The organism is Neobacillus sp. PVCKKU3 (genome assembly GCF_058323225.1).
In genome coordinates this window covers 168,571-184,979 of the sequence record NZ_JBLVQN010000001.1, presented here as the reverse complement: position 1 = coordinate 184,979, position 16,409 = coordinate 168,571, and the positions used below count along the sequence as shown (strand labels likewise).

Below are 16,409 nucleotides of genomic sequence, written 5' to 3'. Positions count from 1 at the left end.
TCCTAGGTTCGCTTTTATAGAGGAGACTAAGTACTACTTTCTGTCAACGCAAATATTAATTTTAAAGCTAATATTAACCAAAATTTTGAACAATGTCAACATCGCATTTATAAAAGATTACGAAACTGCCCCATCGAGTCAAGGAATTTCTTTGTCTTCAAATGAAGCCCAGAATATTCTTCATAATAAACCGAAATAACTTTCTTCAGTTCCGCCTTTGTTTCATCTTTAACAGAGATATTTCCTAATCTAGACAAATCGAAATAATAAAACAACCTTAATAATTTTACCGCTGCTTGTGACAGTTTTATATGATAGGGATCTTTGGCTAAACATCGGTGACAGATAAACCCGCCTTCCCGGATCGAAAAAGAAAAATGCCCGTCTGTGCTTCCACAAACGGAACATTGATTCAATATAGGATATAATCCTAAAACATTCAACATTTTCATCTCATAGATATTCACAAGAATATCAGCATCAAAGCCTTCATTCATATAGTGAAGGGTCTGATAAAGCAATTCAAAATGAAAAGGATTAGGCTTTTTCTCCTCAGTACATTTATCCGTTAGTTCGACAATATAACTTGCATATGCGGTTAGAAAAATATCTTCCCCAATCGATCGCATCGAGGAAATGACTTCACCCTGCTGAAGGCCTCCTAGGCCTGTTCCTTTTTGAACGAGGAAGTAACCGTGAGTGAATAACTGGGTAATAGCTGAAAGACGGCTATTAGGCTTTTTAGCTCCACGGGCCATAAAGCCAACCTTTCCCCATTCCCTTGTATATAGTGTAATAATTTTGTTTGTTTCACCATAATCTGTTGTTCTAATGACGATGCCTTCACATTTCTGAAGCATGATTGTCACCTTCTTCAGGCGCGTGACTTGCTTATGAAACTGGAAAATCGATTTGAGCTAGCTCTTCATTCAGATTACCGGGTATTTCTTGGTTTTCCTTCTCAAGCTCTTTAAAGAGAAGATATGTGTCAATATTACCTGTTTGGCTAAATATTTTCCACGTAAAATCCAACATGAAAACCCCACCTTTCGATATTTAGACTAGCGTTACAGTTCAAACTTTACAATTATCATAGCCTGCCTACGCATTAATCATAAGACGTAAATTTTGTTAAAACTGATTATGCATATTCTTGAAAGAGTGTTAATACTTTAATTAAAGTGATTCACTAATATTCGTTTTCATTAAAGCCATATTCACGAAGCTGGGACATTCTATTGCGCCAATCCTTTTGAACCTTTACCCACAGTTCCAAAAAGACTTTGGAACCTAGAAGGTTTTCAATATCAACACGAGCACGCTTGCCTATTTCCTTCAGCATGCTTCCCTGCTTGCCAATGATAATCCCTTTTTGTGAATCACGTTCGACAATAATGGTTGCCATGACATGAATAATGTCTTTATTCCCCTGCCGTTCCATTTTATCAAGAACAACAGCCAAGGAATGAGGGATTTCCTCCCTTGTTAAATGAAGGGCTTTTTCCCTGATTAACTCTGTAATGATAAAGCGTTCCGGATGATCGGTTACCTGATCGGCAGGATAGTATTGCGGCCCTTCAGGAAGAATCGCTTTAATTTGCTCAAGCAGTCTTTCGACATTATTTCCTTCCAGTGCAGAAATTGGCACAATTTCTTGAAAAGCATACTTTTCTTTATACAATTCAATAATCTGCAACAGCTCATCAGGGTGAACTTGATCAATTTTATTAATGACGAGAAAGACTGGTGTATTAATGGTTTGAAATTTTTCAAGAATAAATTCTTCACCACGCCCAAAACCTTCTTCGGCATTGACCATAAATAAAACTAAGTCCACTTCTTTAAGAGTATTTTGGGCAACCTTCATCATGAAGTCACCTAGTTTATGTTTTGGTTTATGGATACCAGGGGTATCAATAAACACCATTTGGGCGTCTGAAAGGGTCAGAACTCCTTGGATTTTATTGCGCGTTGTTTGCGGCTTGTCGCTCATGATGGCGATTTTTTGGCCGATTACCCGATTCAGAAAAGTTGATTTTCCAACGTTCGGGCGGCCAATAATGGATATAAACCCTGATTTATAATCTGTTCCTGAACTCGTATTATTTACCATTTAAATCCTCCGGCGAAAAAGCACCTGGCAATAACTGTTCTACTGTGGTCTCTAGAACATCCCCTTTAAGGTTGGTTAAAACCACCTTCATTTCCCTAGGGCATAATTCTGCAATGACCTGCCTGCAGGCCCCGCATGGCGAGCATGGCCGATCAGTATCAGCAACAACGGCCATCATTTGATATTGCCGGTCGCCTTCTGAAAACGCTTTAAAAATAGCAGTCCTCTCTGCACAGTTACACATACTGTAGGCGGCATTCTCAATATTACAGCCATGATATACTTTACCATCTGTTGTTAAAAGCGCTGCTCCCACGCCAAACTTAGAATAAGGAACATAAGCTTTTTCTCTTGCTTTTTTAGCTTCTTCGATTAGTTGTTCGATGTTCACTAGTCTTCTTTCCTTTCCAGCAGGAGTCCTGCTGTTTCTTTATTTTACCTCAAATTTTCCAAAAAAACATTATTTGTAAAGAAAAAAATAAAAAATTTAAAATAGTTGAAATATTCTTAAAAATAGTTTTTTCTAAGAAGAAGCTGTTTAGTCATTTTACCTAAATCAAGCGGCCATTTCAAATCCTGTAATCAAAAGCTTACAAAAACAATTCCAAGAAATAGGGTAAAAATATGACGATTCCTATTACAAGTGTAATAATGGCAAAAATGAACACTCCTCCGGCAGCAATGTCCTTAGCCTGTTTAGCAAGAGGTTTATACTCATTTGTTACCAGGTCTACTACGCGTTCAATTGCTGTATTCAGTAATTCCAACGAAAACATGCCGCCAATTGAAACGAGAATAAACAGCCATTCTATTTTAGTAATAGAGAAGAACAAGCCAAAGGCAATCACAATAACAGCGCTTATTGCATGAAAACGCATATTTCTTTCCTGCTTTAAGGCCGTCACAATTCCTTCTATGGCATAGGCAAAGGTGTGCCAAATTTTTTTGCGTTTAGGCTTATCTAGCGAGTCCATATTCATTTAAAATTTCCTTCTGCAGAGAGAACATTTCTTTTTCCTCTTCCTCTGTCATGTGGTCATACCCTAATAAATGGAGAAATCCATGCACAGCTAAAAAGCCAAGTTCCCTTACGAAAGGATGGCCATATTCTTCTGCCTGCTCCATTGCCTTAGGAACTGAAATGATAATATCTCCCAATACCCTTGGCATCTCAGCGCCCTCAATTTCTATTTCTCCCTCACCTAACTCTTCCATGGCAAATGAAATCACATCAGTTGGCGCGTCCTTATCACGGTATTCACGATTAATTTCTTGGATTCTTTGATTTGTCACAAAGGTAACCGAAACTTCACTATGTTCTTCAATGCTTAGCTTATTTGCTGCAAAATTTAGTAACCTTTCAACATCAAGCATCTGTTGGTCAGACAGCTGCTCTGTTTCATCTAATGAATCAATAAGTAATGTCATGCTTGTTTCACCTTCTTTGTTAGCTCAGGATATTCAATTCTAGAATGAAAGATCCCCTTTAATGTTTCACATAATGTGAAAGTGACAGTTTCAATTTCCTTCATGGTCAGATCACATTCATTTAATTGCCCATCTTGAAGACGGTCAGCCACAATTTTTTTCACAAGAGACTCAATCAACTCTGGCGTAGGCTGTGATAAGGACCGTACTGCAGCCTCAACACTATCTGCAATTCCCACCACGGCCGATTCCTTTGACTGTGCCTTCGGACCGGGATAACGGAAATCATCTTCCCTTACATCAGAATCGGCCTGAAGCGCTTTATGATAGAAAAACTTCAGTAAGGTGGTCCCATGATGCTGTTCCGCGATTTCAATTATTTCCTTTGGCATATGGCACTTCTTTAGCATATTCGAACCATCCGTTACATGGGCAATGATGATGCTCGCGCTTTTATCCGGCGGCAGACGGTCATGCGGATTATCATGGTGGATTTGATTTTCGATAAAAAAGTTTGGCCGCCGCGTTTTGCCTATATCATGATAATAGCTTCCTACCCTTGCCAGCAAACCATTTGCACCAATAGCTTCGCAGGCAGACTCCGCTAAATTTGCAACCATCACGCTATGATGATAGGTCCCAGGGGCCTCCATTAAGATTTTCCTTAAAAGCGGATGATTTGGATTCGATAATTCGATCATCCTAATGGTTGATAGTATGCCGAAACTTGCCTCAAAAAAAGGCAGTAAGCCAATCGTCAACACCGCAGAGGCAATACCTGATACAAGGGCTGTAATAAAATAATACCCATATTCCAAGCCGGAATATTGCCCGTTTGGCAAATACATTAAAGCCAAAATGGTCAACAGATTCACTACTGCAGAAAATATCCCAGCCTGCAGAATTTTTGACCGCTGGTTTTGATTACTTAAAAATAATATGCCTCCCAAAGCACTGAATAAAATATAGATACCTTCTGAAAAGTTTAATGTCCCCGATACGCCTTCATTAAATAATACACTGCCGCAAACTGCAAGGATGATAGAGGTCATAATAGCCAGCTTTTCATCAATTAAAATTTTTATCATCATCCCAGCCAAGGCTGCAGGAAATAGATAGCCAATCGCTGAATAATTAAATACTTGCAGCATACTGAGTATTTTCAATAAAAAAATTGATAGAATGAAAATCATCCCGAACAATAACAAAAAGTTTTGTCTCTTTTCGGGGAGCGATTTCATTTGGTAAAAGTAACAATAAAGCGATGTAAGTATAATGCTTATTAAAACAACTAATCCAATGAACGGCTTAAAGGATTTTTCGTTATGTAGCAGTCCAACAAGCTTCAATTGACGGTAAATATCCTGGTTTATGAGTTTCCCTTCTTCTACAATAATTTGCCCTTGTAGAATCTTAACGGGTTCAACACTTTCCGCCGCCTGCCTCCTAAGTTCTTCGGTCGCAGAAGGGTCATAAAATTCATTTTGGATCACAGCATACCTGCCAAGATCAATTGCCGCAATTCTCATATTCTCACTCAATGCTGAATATTTTACCTCTTCCTCAACCCTTTTTTTAGCATTTTCGACTTCATCCGCAGATATTCTTTTCGTCATTACATTGTTTATGGCGGTTACCGTTAAATCTTTTGCAATGGACAATTCTTCGTTATTTGCCTGAACTAATGCGGAAAAAACCTGTTCGGATAAATCCTTCGATACCGTCGGCGTTAATTTCGACTTAAGCATCGTAACTTTTTCTGAAACACTTGGCTCTATAATTTGTGGCGGCTCCTCAGAAGCCTCTGCAGCCTGCTTTTTTTTATTATCCTTTACTTCATCATTTACTTCAGCCGCAGCGCTGAAAATGGAGGTAATTAGGTCAACGCGGTTTTGCGTATATTCATTTTTTAATGTATAGACAGCCTGAACCTGGTCGCGCGCCTCTTTTCTTTTCTTCTCCGTGCTTTGCTTATCCTCGACTGTCCCTGGAGACCGTATCGTTTTTCCTGCCACTGAAAACAATTCAATATCCAGCTTTTCCGGCTTTACGTTGTTAAACATAGCTGTGAAAAGAACAATTCCTAATACCAGGAAAAAAAGAATACGAAAGAATGTATTATCCAGCAGTTTGCGAATTCGAATGAAATGCTCCTGCAGTTTTTCCAACTATATCCCTCCAACCACGTTTCCCTGAATTATCAAGTCTTTACACTTATGTTATTTATTGATTTTAGATGAAAGCTTGCTTTATGTAAAATGATAACAGTTTTCCCGTCAAGTTTCATCCTCAAAAAAAAAGGAATCACTTTTATATATAGTGAGTTCCCTTCAAGCCCATCTTATTTTTCCTGTTTTTCGTATGCCAATATGATTCTTCCGACAAGCGGGTGGCGAACGACATCGACCGCTTCAAAATAGACGAAGGAAATGCCCTTTATATTTTGTAGAATTTCCTCAGCCTCAACTAGGCCTGATTTAGCTCCTTTTGGCAAGTCTATCTGGGTTCGGTCACCTGTAATGACCATTTTTGAGCCGAATCCAAGTCTTGTCAAGAACATTTTCATTTGCGCATGTGTCGTATTTTGCGCTTCATCCAGGATAACGAAAGCATCATCAAGCGTCCGTCCCCTCATATACGCAAGCGGAGCAATTTCGATTGTCCCCCGTTCGATAAGCCTTCCTGTATGTTCTGCCCCCAATATATCATGGAGCGCGTCATACAATGGCCGTAAATATGGGTCGACCTTTTCTTTTAAATCGCCAGGAAGAAATCCAAGACTTTCTCCTGCTTCAACAGCAGGGCGAGTTAAAATGATTTTATTAACCTGTCCATTTTTTAGGGCGTTAACGGCCATAACAACGGCTAAATACGTTTTTCCTGTACCAGCAGGGCCAATTCCAAACACTAAATCATTTTTCTTAATCGAGTTGATATATTGCCTTTGGCCAAGCGTTTTAACACGGATGGATTTTCCTTTAACGTTTTTGCCGATTTCTTCCTCATATAGATTCACAAAGTAATCAAGGGTGCCCTTTTGAGCCATTTGCACGGCATATAAGACATCTCGCCCGCTAATGGCAATTCCCTTTCGGATGACAAACATTAAGCGGTCGAGTATTTGCCCAGCAAGAGAAACCTGCTCCTCATCTCCTGAGAGGTTGAGCGACTCACCCCTTGTAATAATCGAAACATTAAGCTCTTGTTCAATAATTTTTAAATGTTGGTCTGAAGTTCCGAGCAGCGCCATTGCTTCTGCAGGATTTTCAAGCTGTACCTTAATGGTTGTTAACTTTTCTGTCATTCATGAGTCTCCTTGGAAATCGGTTGTCCGACTGCAATGTTTTCAATGATTTTAAAATGAACGTCCAGTATAACCTTACCATTTTTATTATCTTTGTGTAAAATTTTTTCATCTTTAATGATAGCATCCTCATCTAAAAGACTTTTTATTTGTTTTCTGGCTAATTCGAGTGCGTTTTCTTCCGCTTCTTTTTCTGTGTAATTTCTCGTGTATTCCTCTCTTTCCCGAATGGTTTTATGAACATAGGAGATGGGCAGCTCCCATTTTAAGAAATGAATTTTATGTTCAACCGTTTCGGTTTCAGATTCCTTGAAATCAGGCTTACCAAAGCCCCAGATTGGCAGCTCAAATTTTCCAAATAATAATGAATGCTTTTGTTCCTCGTTTCCGTTATAGACTTTAAAGCTGGTTTCAAACGGCAGCTCAACATGGCTCATATACCAAGTTTCGCCCCATACCTCTCCTTTTGCTGCGATCATTTTGGAATTTTCCCCTTCTCCGATTACACCAGAAACGAGTAATTGCCCTTCCTCCACATGATCATTCTTATCCACCACTGGTTGTCCTTCTTCAATATATCTTTTAACAATAATCGCCTTCTTTTTGGCGACGAGATTTTGCGGAGATAGTTGCTCAGCCTTCTTCGGTTCGTTTTTTTCGACCACCTGGAGATGATAGGTTGTCCCTTTTAATTCCACACCAACCCACGTAAGATCACCAATGTTATTGGTTAACTGTCTTTGAATTCCCTCAACATTTTTTACCGAAAATTGCAGCTTGCCAATCTTAACGCCCATCTTGTCCAATTCTTTGCGAATTTGATACTCAGTTGCGGGCTTAGCCCCTTTAATTTGGATTCCCCAAATGACATTTGATAAAACAAAAATTATGATCAGGAAGACTCCCGCACCTATCAAAAAGCCGCTGTTTTTCACCATTCTTTTAAATAAAAAGGGCATGCCGGTTCTTCGTAAAAAAGAAACCCTGCACCCGCTGTTACGAACAAAATATCTGATTTTCTTGGCATCCTCAAGCCTCATTTTAAACGTAATGGTTTCCGTTCCATGCCGCTTTACCTTCCAGATAAAAAAGCCATTCCTAATCAGGACATTAATAAAGCGCTCCATCCCTTTACCTGATACTTTTACTGTGACAATTCCAAATAAATATTCCATCCACAAATTCTTCATTTTGTTCCTCCCAGATTAATCATTAATAAACAGAACCTGATCTATTTTTCCTTCGAGTAATATCTCTTCTGGTAAGATGGTTTTAATGACGAAAGATTTTCCTTTTATCTGTAACTGCCCCTGTTTTAATAGCAGACGGAGTTCTTTATCGGTAAAGGCGAGCAAGCCTCGGTGATTTTCTATATAAATATGGATTTGTCCGATCATCGTAATTCGGGGCAAATCCATCAAAACGTCTTGAGGAAGATCCATTTTATTAGCCATCCAGTTGCGAATCCGTTGGCCCCATTTTTTTGCCATAAAAAAAGAACCCCCTTTCATCTCATGTTTATGAAATGAATAGGGGTTCTAGCACATCTTTTTAGTATTAGGTTCTGCGTTCTTAAGGCATTACCCTCTACCCTTTTTTACGTAATACGTTTTTTTAGATCGTGGCTCACCAAGAATTTCAGCCCAAATGATACCGTTGATTATTTTTTGCGGAGTTGGTTCCACAGAAATGGCAGTTTCCTCCTCAACTACATTATGATCTACCTTTGCTTTCTGGCTGATTTCGATAGGCTTTTCCTGACTATGATTAACGGTTGAACCGGTTGCCATCTTCTGTTTTGCCTTTTGATAAGCTTTTTCTATATCCTTTTCGTTGGTTTGTTTAGAATGTTTAAATTTCGTTTTAACCGGCTCATTTTGAAAATGAGCTCTTAAATCTTCAAAGGTATTCATAGAAAATGGTTTATATTTTGTCGTTGGTTTTTTCCCTTTTCGAAAAATCGTGGAGATGATTCCAATAATGATTAGGAAAAGCAGCGTTTCCATTACACCCGCCTCCTAAGATGAATTTTACTGACCATCTTTGTTTTCCCCTGTTATTTTCCCGATTGACCCTCTCATTTCAGTATCGGCGGAGATGTTTTTAAAGTTTAGATAGTCCATGACGCCGATATTGCCCGATTTCAATGCCTCAGCCATCGCAAGCGGCACTTTTGCATCGGCCTCTACTACCTTTGCCTTCATTTCCTGCACCTTGGCCTTCATTTCTTGCTCCAGGGCGACAGCCATAGCCCTCCGTTCCTCTGCTTTCGCCTGGGCAATCTTTTTGTCGGCCTCCGCTTGTTCAGTTTGTAATTCAGCCCCAATATTCTTACCGATATCGACATCAGCAATATCAATTGAGAGAATTTCAAAAGCAGTGCCTGCATCAAGCCCTTTGGCCAATACCGTTTGCGAAATCAAATCAGGATTTTCTAGGACTTTGCTGTGGCTATCTGATGAACCGATGGTGGAGACAACGCCTTCGCCAACACGAGCAACCACCGTTTCCTCGCCAGCGCCCCCAACAAGCCGATCAATATTAGCACGAACAGTAATTCTTGCCTTTGCTTTTACTTCAATTCCGTTCATGGCAACACCTGCAATAAACGGTGTTTCAATAACCTTCGGATTCACACTCATTTGCACGGCTTCCAGTACGTCACGTCCCGCTAGGTCAATAGCAGCACAACGCTCAAATGATAACTCAATATTTGCCCGATGTGCTGCAATAAGTGCATTTACCACACGGTCAACATTCCCGCCCGCCAAATAATGGCTTTCGAGCTGGTTTGTGGTAACATTTAAACCAGCCTTATGGGCTTTAATTAGGGGATTAACCACCTTGCTTGGTGTTACCCTTCTCAATCTCATTCCTATTAAGGTAAAAATACTGATTCTAACACCCGCAGCAAGCGCAGAAACCCAAAGCATGACCGGCACAAATGATAACAAGATGCCAAATAAAATTAAGGCAATTACTACAAAACCAATAATAAAAATAGATCCGTCCACGGTCCATTACTCCCTTCTGTTATTAAATTACCTCTCTGACAACAATTCGAGCACCTTCGACCTTGATGACCTTAATTTTTGCATTTTGGGCAATAAAACCGCCCTCACTTACCACATCAACTCTTTCATTATTAAAAATTGCTGTACCAGCAGGCCTTAAGATGGTTAATGCCACTCCTTCTTTCCCCAATAAATCGGTACGATTAATATTGGAAACATAACCATCTTCTTTTTTGGCTGAATCAAATAAAACCATTTTATTGAATAAAACAAGCTTTTTTCCCAGCACCTTTATCATTAAAAAAAACACGAGGGTTGATAAGAAAATTGAAATTAAAATTGAAACACCCATTTGTAAAGCATTCTCTCCGGCAAGAAAGAAGCTTAAAATCAAAGCTGCCAGGCCCAAAGTTCCCGCAACTGCCCCCGGAAGAAACAATTCAAAGAAAAGCAGCAGGATTCCCCCAGCAAATAAAACCAGAGTGCCAACACCGGCATAGCCTGCCATGAAATGTCCATAAAAAAATAAAACAAGCGCCAAAAGTCCAATTAAGCCTGATAGTCCAAACCTTGGCGAAAAAAGCTCCAATACCAGTCCAACTCCGCCAATCGTCAGGAGAACGGTTACAACAATAGGGTTCATAAGAAACTCAACCATCCGAGCCCTCCTTTCTTTACATCCTATAATAATACTTACGGATTATTGGCCTGAAAGTTTCATTTAAAAAATAAAAGACCACAGGCATTTACCTATGGTCTTAGTGTCAGAATACTATGAAAGGTGTTGTTGTACAAATTTATTAACAAGTGACCCGTCTGCTTTGCCCTTTACTTTAGGCATAATAGCAGCCATCACTTTTCCCATTTCCGTTTTTGATTTTGCACCGACTTCAGCAATAGTTTCTTTTACTATTTCTGAAAGTTCCTCTTCGGAAAGCTGTTTCGGCATATACAGTTCGACAATAGCGATCTCTGTACGCAATTTTTCAACCAAGTCTTCACGACCGGCCTTATCAAACTCATGGAGGGAGTCTTTGCGTTGTTTTAATTCGCGAGAAAGGACCGTTAACTCATCTGCATCGGACAGCTCACTTACACCAAGCTTAATCGCCTCGTTTTGAATCGAAGCTTTAATCATCCGAATAACAGAAAGTTTGTCTTTTTCCTTGTTTTTCATCGCTTGTTTCATGTCATTATTTAAACGCTCGAGAAGACTCATTTATTACACCCTCTTAAAACTTACGTTTTCTTGCAGCTTCAGACTTTTTCTTACGTTTTACACTTGGCTTTTCGTAGAATTCGCGCTTTCTTGCCTCTTGCAAAGTACCAGTTTTTGATACTGTACGTTTGAAGCGACGAAGAGCATCTTCAAGCGATTCGTTTTTACGAACAACGGTTTTAGACATTCTCTTTCCCTCCCTCCGAAACACAACACACTTACATTCAATCCATGTACCTTGCAATTATAATATAACCTAAGTGCAAGGTCAACTGTATTTCACACTGATGTGACAAGGAATGTACATTTTATGCAGATTATTTTTTAGCATGTCTTAATTTTCCTTTTAAAGATGGCATGTCCCCCCCTATCGAACCATACAATGAAGGGAGGGGAGGATAGACCATGCTTTACATATTATTATTTGTACTTTGCATTTTAATATTTATTTTTGGCATGACAATTATCAGATTTGGACTATTTAATTTATCCGCCAACAAACTTAAGACATGGCTGATTAAACTAACCAGTACACCTTTAAAAGGAATGCTGACGGGGACATTTATAACCGCACTCTTGCAAAGCAGTTCTGCGGTAATGGTTATTACAATCGGCTTAATTTCCGCAAGAATCATGACTTTTCCTCAATCGATTGGGATTATTCTTGGTACCAATATTGGTACTACCTTTAAGACAGAATTAATTACGTTTGACATAGATGCTGTTCTTGTCCCATTTGCGATCATTGGGGCAATTCTAATTTTATTTCCCAATAAAAAAGCCAGAAGTATTGGAATGCTTCTGTTTGGGATCGCTTCTGTTTTTACGGCGATGAAGGGGTTTGAAAGGTTGGCTGAGCCGTTAACATCGATGAACGTGATCCATCAATTCATTCTTTCCATAAATGATAATATTCTGATGAGTTTATTAACGGGTACGGTCATTACTGCCATTATTCAATCAAGTACAGCAATGACCGGGATTACAATGGGATTTCTAACAGCTGGGCTCCTGCAGCTCGATGCGGGAATTGCCATTGTTCTGGGGGCTAATATTGGAACCTGTATCACCGCCATTATTGCATCCATTGGCGGCGGGAAGGAGTCAAAATTGGCGGCCTATGCGCATGTGTGGCTGAATGTTTTTGGCGTATTATTATTTATCCCGCTCATCCCTCTGCTGACCGAAAATGCCCCGCTGCTCGCAGCCAGGAAGGATGTTCAATTAGCTCATATCAGCGTTATTTTTAATGTAGTGTCCTCTCTGTTGGTGCTGCCGTTTGCAACTAAGTTTGGCGAGATGATATTATTTTTACACGACCGGAAACCAAAGCAGCCCATTGTGAAATAATGGGCTGGAATTTAACCTTATTTTCCAGACATTTAAAGAGATTGGCTATCAATAAATTGGAATGATTAGCAAGTCGGGGCCCCAATACAGGGTATAGGTTACCGAGGAGCAGTATATTCACGAGTTGGGGCACCAATATGGGACATTGGCTACCCAAAGACCGAATATTTCATGAGTTGGGGCGCCCACATGGGACATTGGCTACCGAAAGACCGAATATTTCATGAGTTGGGGCGCCAATACGGGCTATTGGCTACCGAAGCACCGAATATTTCATGAGTCGGGGCGCCAATACGGGACATTGGCTACCGAAAGGCCGAATATTTCATGAGTTGGGGCGCCAATACGGGCTATTGGCTACCGAAGCACCGAATATTTCATGAGTCGGGGCGCCAATACAGGCTATTGGCTACCGAAAGGCCGAATATTTCATGAGTTGGGGCGCCAATACAGGTCATTGGCTACCGAAGCACAGAATATTTCATGAGTCGAGGCGCCAATACGGGACATTGGCTACCGAAGCACAGAATATTTCATGAGTTGGGGCACCAATACAGGTCATTGGCTACCGAGAGCCTGAATAATTCACGAGTTGGGGCACTAATACAGGCCATTGACTACCGAGAGCCTGAATAATTCACGAGTTGGGGCACCAATACAGGCCATTGGCTACCGAAAGCCTGAATAATTCATCAATTGGAGAACCAATTCGCTTTTGTTCCAAAATTATTTGCTGAACAATTAAATAAAGAGTGTCCCGTGATGACGGGGCACCCTTTATTATTAAATGGCTGCTTCTTCAGTTGTAAAAACTTCTTCCTTAACAATTGCTGTATCTTCAACCACACGGACAAATTGCCCTTTGTTGTAAGGGTATCCGGCTTTTGTAATCTTTACTTTTACAATTTTGCCAACCATATCTTCAGTTGCCGGGAAAACAACCTTTAAGTAGTTATCAGTGTAGCCAACGTAAAGGCCTGATTCAGCCTCTTCTTTAAACTCCTCTTCCGGAATAACCTCCAGAACCTCACCTTCAAATTCTGAAGCATACTCTTTTGCTAGTTGGTCAGAAAGAGTGATTAAGCGGTGAACGCGGTCATTTTTGGCCTCTTCATCAACTTGATCTTCCATTCTGGCAGCGGGTGTTCCTGTACGCTTGGAGTAAGGGAAAACATGAAGCTCGGAGAATTTATGTTCTTTTATAAAATTATAAGTCTCCATAAATTCCTCTTCCGTTTCACCAGGGAAACCAACAATAACGTCAGAGGTTACAGCTAGACCTGGCAGGATTTCCTTCAAACGTTCCAATCTCTCTGCGAAAAATTCCATCGTATATTTACGACGCATTCTTTTCAAAACAGTATTTGAACCAGATTGAATCGGAATATGCAAATGGCGGACAACAATATTCGAATGCTTGATGACTTCAATTACTTCATCGGTAATTTGGCTGGCCTCTATCGAAGAAATTCTCAGTCGTTCTATTCCTTTAACCTGTGCCTCTAAGTCGCGAAGCAGCATCGCAAGATTATAATCCTTCATATCCTCGCCATAACCGCCTGTGTGAATACCTGTAAGGACAATCTCCTTATAGCCCGCATCCACTAATTGCTGGGCCTGTCGAATAACTTCCTGCGGATCACGTGATCTCATCAGGCCGCGTGCCCATGGAATAATACAGAACGTACAAAAATTATTGCAGCCTTCTTGAATTTTCAAAGAGGCACGTGTTCTGTCTGTAAAGGATGGTACATCCAGTTCTTCATAGACGCGATTCTTCATGATATTGCCGACACCGTTAATTGGCTGCCGTTCTGTTTTATACTGCTCGATATAGTCCAGCATTTTAACACGATCCTGTGTTCCTACAACAACATCTACGCCAGGGATAGCCATGATCTCTGCCGGCGATGTTTGTGCATAACAGCCTGTAACACAGATCACCGCATCTGGGTTCTTTCTAACCGCACGACGGATGACCTGGCGGCTTTTTTTATCTCCTGTATTCGTAACCGTACAGGTATTTATCACATAAACATCTGATATGGATTCAAAATCCACGCGCTCATAGCCTTCATTCTTAAATAATTGCCAAATGGCTTCTGTTTCATAGTGGTTGACTTTACAACCCAATGTATGAAAAGCAACTGTTGCCATTGTATATTCACCTCAGTAATTCAAAATGATAGGAAATGGCCGCAAGGGAATACAATGGGGCCGTTTCCGTCCTTAATATGCGCGGACCGAGTCCGCAAAGATCAAAACCATTATGCGTCAACTGCTGTACCTCTTCTTCTGAAAGGCCCCCTTCGGGTCCAAAGACAAGAAGGAGAGATTCACCAGGTTTTAATTGTTTCAGGACAGCAGAAAAAACGGATGTTTCTCCGTTTCTACTTTCCTCCTCATACGCAGCTAATCTATAATCAAATTCTTTACTTTTAGCAAGCAATTCTTTAAAACTCATCGCTCTTTCCACTTTTGGCAGCACGGCACGATGTGATTGCTCGGCCGCCTCTTTGGCAATTTTTTGCCATCTCTCTATTTTTTTCGCAGCCTTTTTCTCATCCCATTTAACAACCGAGCGTGCGGCCGAGAAAGGGATAAATTGATGAGCTCCTAATTCCGTTCCTTTTTGGATAATCCATTCAAGCTTGTCCCCTTTAGGCAGCCCGCTTGCAATAGTAACTGAAATCGGCAGCTCAGAAACCTCTTCTTTCCATTGTACAACGTCTGCAGCAACTCTTTCATCGGTAATTTCTGCAAGCCGGCAGATGGCCTGCTTTCCATCAGGATCGACACAGATGATTTGATCGCCAAGTTCCATGCGCATCACCTTGACTATATGGTGGCGATCTTCTTCGTCTATGAAAAAACGATCTTCACTTGCTCGGTTTTTAACAAAGTAGCGCTGCACAACTTTGCACCCTCTCTAAAACAGAATACGTCTTATTTTACTAAAATTTAAAGCAATAATAAAGAATGAAATACAAAAAGGGGAATGAATATCCCCCCCTCGCTTCTTCATTATACCCTTTTAGAAATAATGGCAACCCAATCCTCCATTAAAATGGTCTCTGTAATTTCAAAACCGGATGATACAAGCGCCTCTTTTACTTGATCCTTCTTCTGTTGAATAATACCTGCAGTAATAAAGTAACCTCCAGGCTTTACAACCCTGACAGCATCGTCAGTAAATCGCAAAATGACTTCGGCTAAAATATTCGCTACAATCACATCCGCCGAACCGTCTTCAACACCATCAAGCAGGTTATTTTGTGAAATCGCCACTTTATTATGGACTTTATTTAGTTTGATATTTAATTTTGCTTGGGTTACAGCCACTTCATCAAGATCAAAAGCCCTGACATCCTCCGCTCCCAGCATAGCCGCAGCAATACTTAGAACACCCGAACCTGTTCCAACATCAATGACGCGATCACCAGGGCGGACCGTTCTTTCAAGGGCTTGAATACACATCACCGTCGTCGGATGTGTTCCCGTACCAAACGCCATGCCTGGATCCAATTCAATGATTAATTCATCGCTGCTGACGGGGTTATATATCTCCCAAGTAGGTACAATCGTGAACTTTTCAGAGATCTTAACAGGGTTATAATACTTCTTCCAAGCAGTCGCCCATTCTTCCTCGTTTACTTCACTGATTGTAACCTTATTTAAGCCTATATCAATATTGAATAGGATAAGATTATTAATAGAATCTTTAATCGCTTCAACTGTTTCGCCCAAGAAGCTATTAACTGGCAAATAAGCCTTTACAATGACACCTTCCTCAGGGTAATCATCTGGATTAAGCTGGTAGATTTCACCGAATTGATCTTCCCTTTCCTTTGTCAATTCAAATGGATCCTCAATTACAACACCGCTCGCCCCAGCTTCGTGTAAAATATGAGAAATTGGCTCAATCGCTTCATTTGTTGTGTGAATACTAATTTCAGACCACTTCATTCTACCAGCTCCAAT

The 16,409-nt window shown here is 40.4% G+C and carries 19 protein-coding genes; 1 reads left to right on the top strand and 18 read right to left on the bottom strand.

Annotation, left to right across the window (positions count from 1 at the left end; all coding sequences use genetic code 11):
* Positions 1 to 107 precede the first annotated feature (107 nt).
* The 15 genes from recO to rpsU all read right to left on the bottom strand — a co-directional run bounded on the left by recO (position 108) and on the right by rpsU (position 11,265).
* Positions 108 to 860: a DNA repair protein RecO gene (recO, locus tag ACNQGS_RS00950; RefSeq protein WP_213144821.1), complete on the bottom strand. Its 753-nt coding sequence runs from the start codon at positions 858 to 860 to the stop codon at positions 108 to 110.
* Positions 861 to 891: 31 nt separating this feature from the next.
* The gene (locus ACNQGS_RS00945) at positions 892 to 1,035 is read right to left on the bottom strand and encodes a YqzL family protein (protein ID WP_213120142.1); all 144 of its coding nucleotides are present in this window, start codon (positions 1,033 to 1,035) and stop codon (positions 892 to 894) included.
* Between the two features lie 154 nt (positions 1,036 to 1,189).
* Positions 1,190 to 2,113, bottom strand: coding sequence for a GTPase Era (gene era, locus ACNQGS_RS00940; RefSeq protein WP_217033700.1), 924 nt, complete (start codon positions 2,111 to 2,113; stop codon positions 1,190 to 1,192).
* Positions 2,103 to 2,504, bottom strand: coding sequence for a cytidine deaminase (locus tag ACNQGS_RS00935; protein ID WP_423799123.1), 402 nt, complete (start codon positions 2,502 to 2,504; stop codon positions 2,103 to 2,105). The genes era and ACNQGS_RS00935 overlap by 11 nt, the downstream gene beginning before the upstream one ends.
* Before the next feature lie 199 nt (positions 2,505 to 2,703).
* Positions 2,704 to 3,093 carry a diacylglycerol kinase family protein gene (locus ACNQGS_RS00930; RefSeq protein WP_491485702.1) on the bottom strand — a complete coding sequence of 130 codons (390 nt, stop codon included), beginning with the start codon at positions 3,091 to 3,093 and terminating at the stop codon, positions 2,704 to 2,706.
* Complete coding sequence (gene ybeY, locus ACNQGS_RS00925) at positions 3,071 to 3,487, bottom strand: rRNA maturation RNase YbeY (RefSeq protein WP_378584408.1); 417 nt, start codon at positions 3,485 to 3,487, stop codon at positions 3,071 to 3,073. The genes ACNQGS_RS00930 and ybeY overlap by 23 nt, the downstream gene beginning before the upstream one ends.
* Before the next feature lie 50 nt (positions 3,488 to 3,537).
* Positions 3,538 to 5,709 carry an HD family phosphohydrolase gene (locus ACNQGS_RS00920; protein WP_491485701.1) on the bottom strand — a complete coding sequence of 724 codons (2,172 nt, stop codon included), beginning with the start codon at positions 5,707 to 5,709 and terminating at the stop codon, positions 3,538 to 3,540.
* 173 nt (positions 5,710 to 5,882) lie between these two features.
* Complete coding sequence (locus ACNQGS_RS00915) at positions 5,883 to 6,845, bottom strand: PhoH family protein (protein WP_491485700.1); 963 nt, start codon at positions 6,843 to 6,845, stop codon at positions 5,883 to 5,885.
* Entirely contained in the window at positions 6,842 to 8,035 is a 1,194-nt protein-coding gene (gene yqfD, locus ACNQGS_RS00910) for a sporulation protein YqfD (RefSeq protein WP_491485699.1), read from the bottom strand. The genes ACNQGS_RS00915 and yqfD overlap by 4 nt, the downstream gene beginning before the upstream one ends.
* Positions 8,036 to 8,050: 15 nt before the next feature.
* On the bottom strand, positions 8,051 to 8,335 hold the full coding sequence (yqfC, locus tag ACNQGS_RS00905) for a sporulation protein YqfC (protein WP_213144813.1): 285 nt from the start codon (positions 8,333 to 8,335) through the stop codon (positions 8,051 to 8,053).
* A 90-nt stretch (positions 8,336 to 8,425) separates the two neighbouring features.
* Complete coding sequence (locus ACNQGS_RS00900; RefSeq protein WP_491485698.1) at positions 8,426 to 8,851, bottom strand: YqfB family membrane protein; 426 nt, start codon at positions 8,849 to 8,851, stop codon at positions 8,426 to 8,428.
* A gap of 24 nt (positions 8,852 to 8,875) precedes the next feature.
* The gene (gene floA / locus ACNQGS_RS00895) at positions 8,876 to 9,859 is read right to left on the bottom strand and encodes a flotillin-like protein FloA (RefSeq protein WP_213120132.1); all 984 of its coding nucleotides are present in this window, start codon (positions 9,857 to 9,859) and stop codon (positions 8,876 to 8,878) included.
* 22 nt (positions 9,860 to 9,881) lie between these two features.
* On the bottom strand, positions 9,882 to 10,517 hold the full coding sequence (locus ACNQGS_RS00890) for an NfeD family protein (RefSeq protein WP_491485697.1): 636 nt from the start codon (positions 10,515 to 10,517) through the stop codon (positions 9,882 to 9,884).
* 114 nt (positions 10,518 to 10,631) lie between these two features.
* Positions 10,632 to 11,078: a GatB/YqeY domain-containing protein gene (locus ACNQGS_RS00885; RefSeq protein WP_213120130.1), complete on the bottom strand. Its 447-nt coding sequence runs from the start codon at positions 11,076 to 11,078 to the stop codon at positions 10,632 to 10,634.
* 13 nt (positions 11,079 to 11,091) lie between these two features.
* A complete protein-coding gene (rpsU, locus tag ACNQGS_RS00880; protein WP_007087607.1) occupies positions 11,092 to 11,265 on the bottom strand; it encodes a 30S ribosomal protein S21 in 174 nt (57 codons plus the stop codon).
* Positions 11,266 to 11,483: 218 nt separating this feature from the next.
* Between rpsU and ACNQGS_RS00875 the strand changes: the two genes are divergently transcribed.
* Complete coding sequence (locus ACNQGS_RS00875; protein WP_491485696.1) at positions 11,484 to 12,428, top strand: Na/Pi symporter; 945 nt, start codon at positions 11,484 to 11,486, stop codon at positions 12,426 to 12,428.
* Positions 12,429 to 13,211: 783 nt separating this feature from the next.
* On the opposite strand, the gene mtaB is transcribed toward ACNQGS_RS00875, so the two are convergent.
* From mtaB to prmA, 3 genes are all read right to left on the bottom strand, one after another.
* Complete coding sequence (gene mtaB / locus ACNQGS_RS00870; protein ID WP_491485695.1) at positions 13,212 to 14,585, bottom strand: tRNA (N(6)-L-threonylcarbamoyladenosine(37)-C(2))-methylthiotransferase MtaB; 1,374 nt, start codon at positions 14,583 to 14,585, stop codon at positions 13,212 to 13,214.
* A gap of 7 nt (positions 14,586 to 14,592) precedes the next feature.
* The gene (locus ACNQGS_RS00865; protein ID WP_491485694.1) at positions 14,593 to 15,342 is read right to left on the bottom strand and encodes a 16S rRNA (uracil(1498)-N(3))-methyltransferase; all 750 of its coding nucleotides are present in this window, start codon (positions 15,340 to 15,342) and stop codon (positions 14,593 to 14,595) included.
* A gap of 110 nt (positions 15,343 to 15,452) precedes the next feature.
* Positions 15,453 to 16,394, bottom strand: coding sequence for a 50S ribosomal protein L11 methyltransferase (gene prmA / locus ACNQGS_RS00860; protein ID WP_491485693.1), 942 nt, complete (start codon positions 16,392 to 16,394; stop codon positions 15,453 to 15,455).
* Positions 16,395 to 16,409: the final 15 nt, after the last annotated feature.

Coding starts and splice junctions, on each gene's coding strand:
- recO (WP_213144821.1), bottom strand. CDS start 860: ATGCTTCAGAAATGTGAAGGCATCGTCATTAGAACAACAGATTATGGT.
- ACNQGS_RS00945 (WP_213120142.1), bottom strand. CDS start 1,035: ATGTTGGATTTTACGTGGAAAATATTTAGCCAAACAGGTAATATTGAC.
- era (WP_217033700.1), bottom strand. CDS start 2,113: ATGGTAAATAATACGAGTTCAGGAACAGATTATAAATCAGGGTTTATA.
- ACNQGS_RS00930 (WP_491485702.1), bottom strand. CDS start 3,093: ATGAATATGGACTCGCTAGATAAGCCTAAACGCAAAAAAATTTGGCAC.
- ybeY (WP_378584408.1), bottom strand. CDS start 3,487: ATGCTTGATGTTGAAAGGTTACTAAATTTTGCAGCAAATAAGCTAAGC.
- ACNQGS_RS00915 (WP_491485700.1), bottom strand. CDS start 6,845: ATGACAGAAAAGTTAACAACCATTAAGGTACAGCTTGAAAATCCTGCA.
- yqfD (WP_491485699.1), bottom strand. CDS start 8,035: ATGAAGAATTTGTGGATGGAATATTTATTTGGAATTGTCACAGTAAAA.
- yqfC (WP_213144813.1), bottom strand. CDS start 8,335: ATGGCAAAAAAATGGGGCCAACGGATTCGCAACTGGATGGCTAATAAA.
- ACNQGS_RS00900 (WP_491485698.1), bottom strand. CDS start 8,851: ATGGAAACGCTGCTTTTCCTAATCATTATTGGAATCATCTCCACGATT.
- ACNQGS_RS00890 (WP_491485697.1), bottom strand. CDS start 10,517: ATGGTTGAGTTTCTTATGAACCCTATTGTTGTAACCGTTCTCCTGACG.
- ACNQGS_RS00885 (WP_213120130.1), bottom strand. CDS start 11,078: ATGAGTCTTCTCGAGCGTTTAAATAATGACATGAAACAAGCGATGAAA.
- rpsU (WP_007087607.1), bottom strand. CDS start 11,265: ATGTCTAAAACCGTTGTTCGTAAAAACGAATCGCTTGAAGATGCTCTT.
- ACNQGS_RS00875 (WP_491485696.1), top strand. CDS start 11,484: ATGCTTTACATATTATTATTTGTACTTTGCATTTTAATATTTATTTTT.
- mtaB (WP_491485695.1), bottom strand. CDS start 14,585: ATGGCAACAGTTGCTTTTCATACATTGGGTTGTAAAGTCAACCACTAT.
- prmA (WP_491485693.1), bottom strand. CDS start 16,394: ATGAAGTGGTCTGAAATTAGTATTCACACAACAAATGAAGCGATTGAG.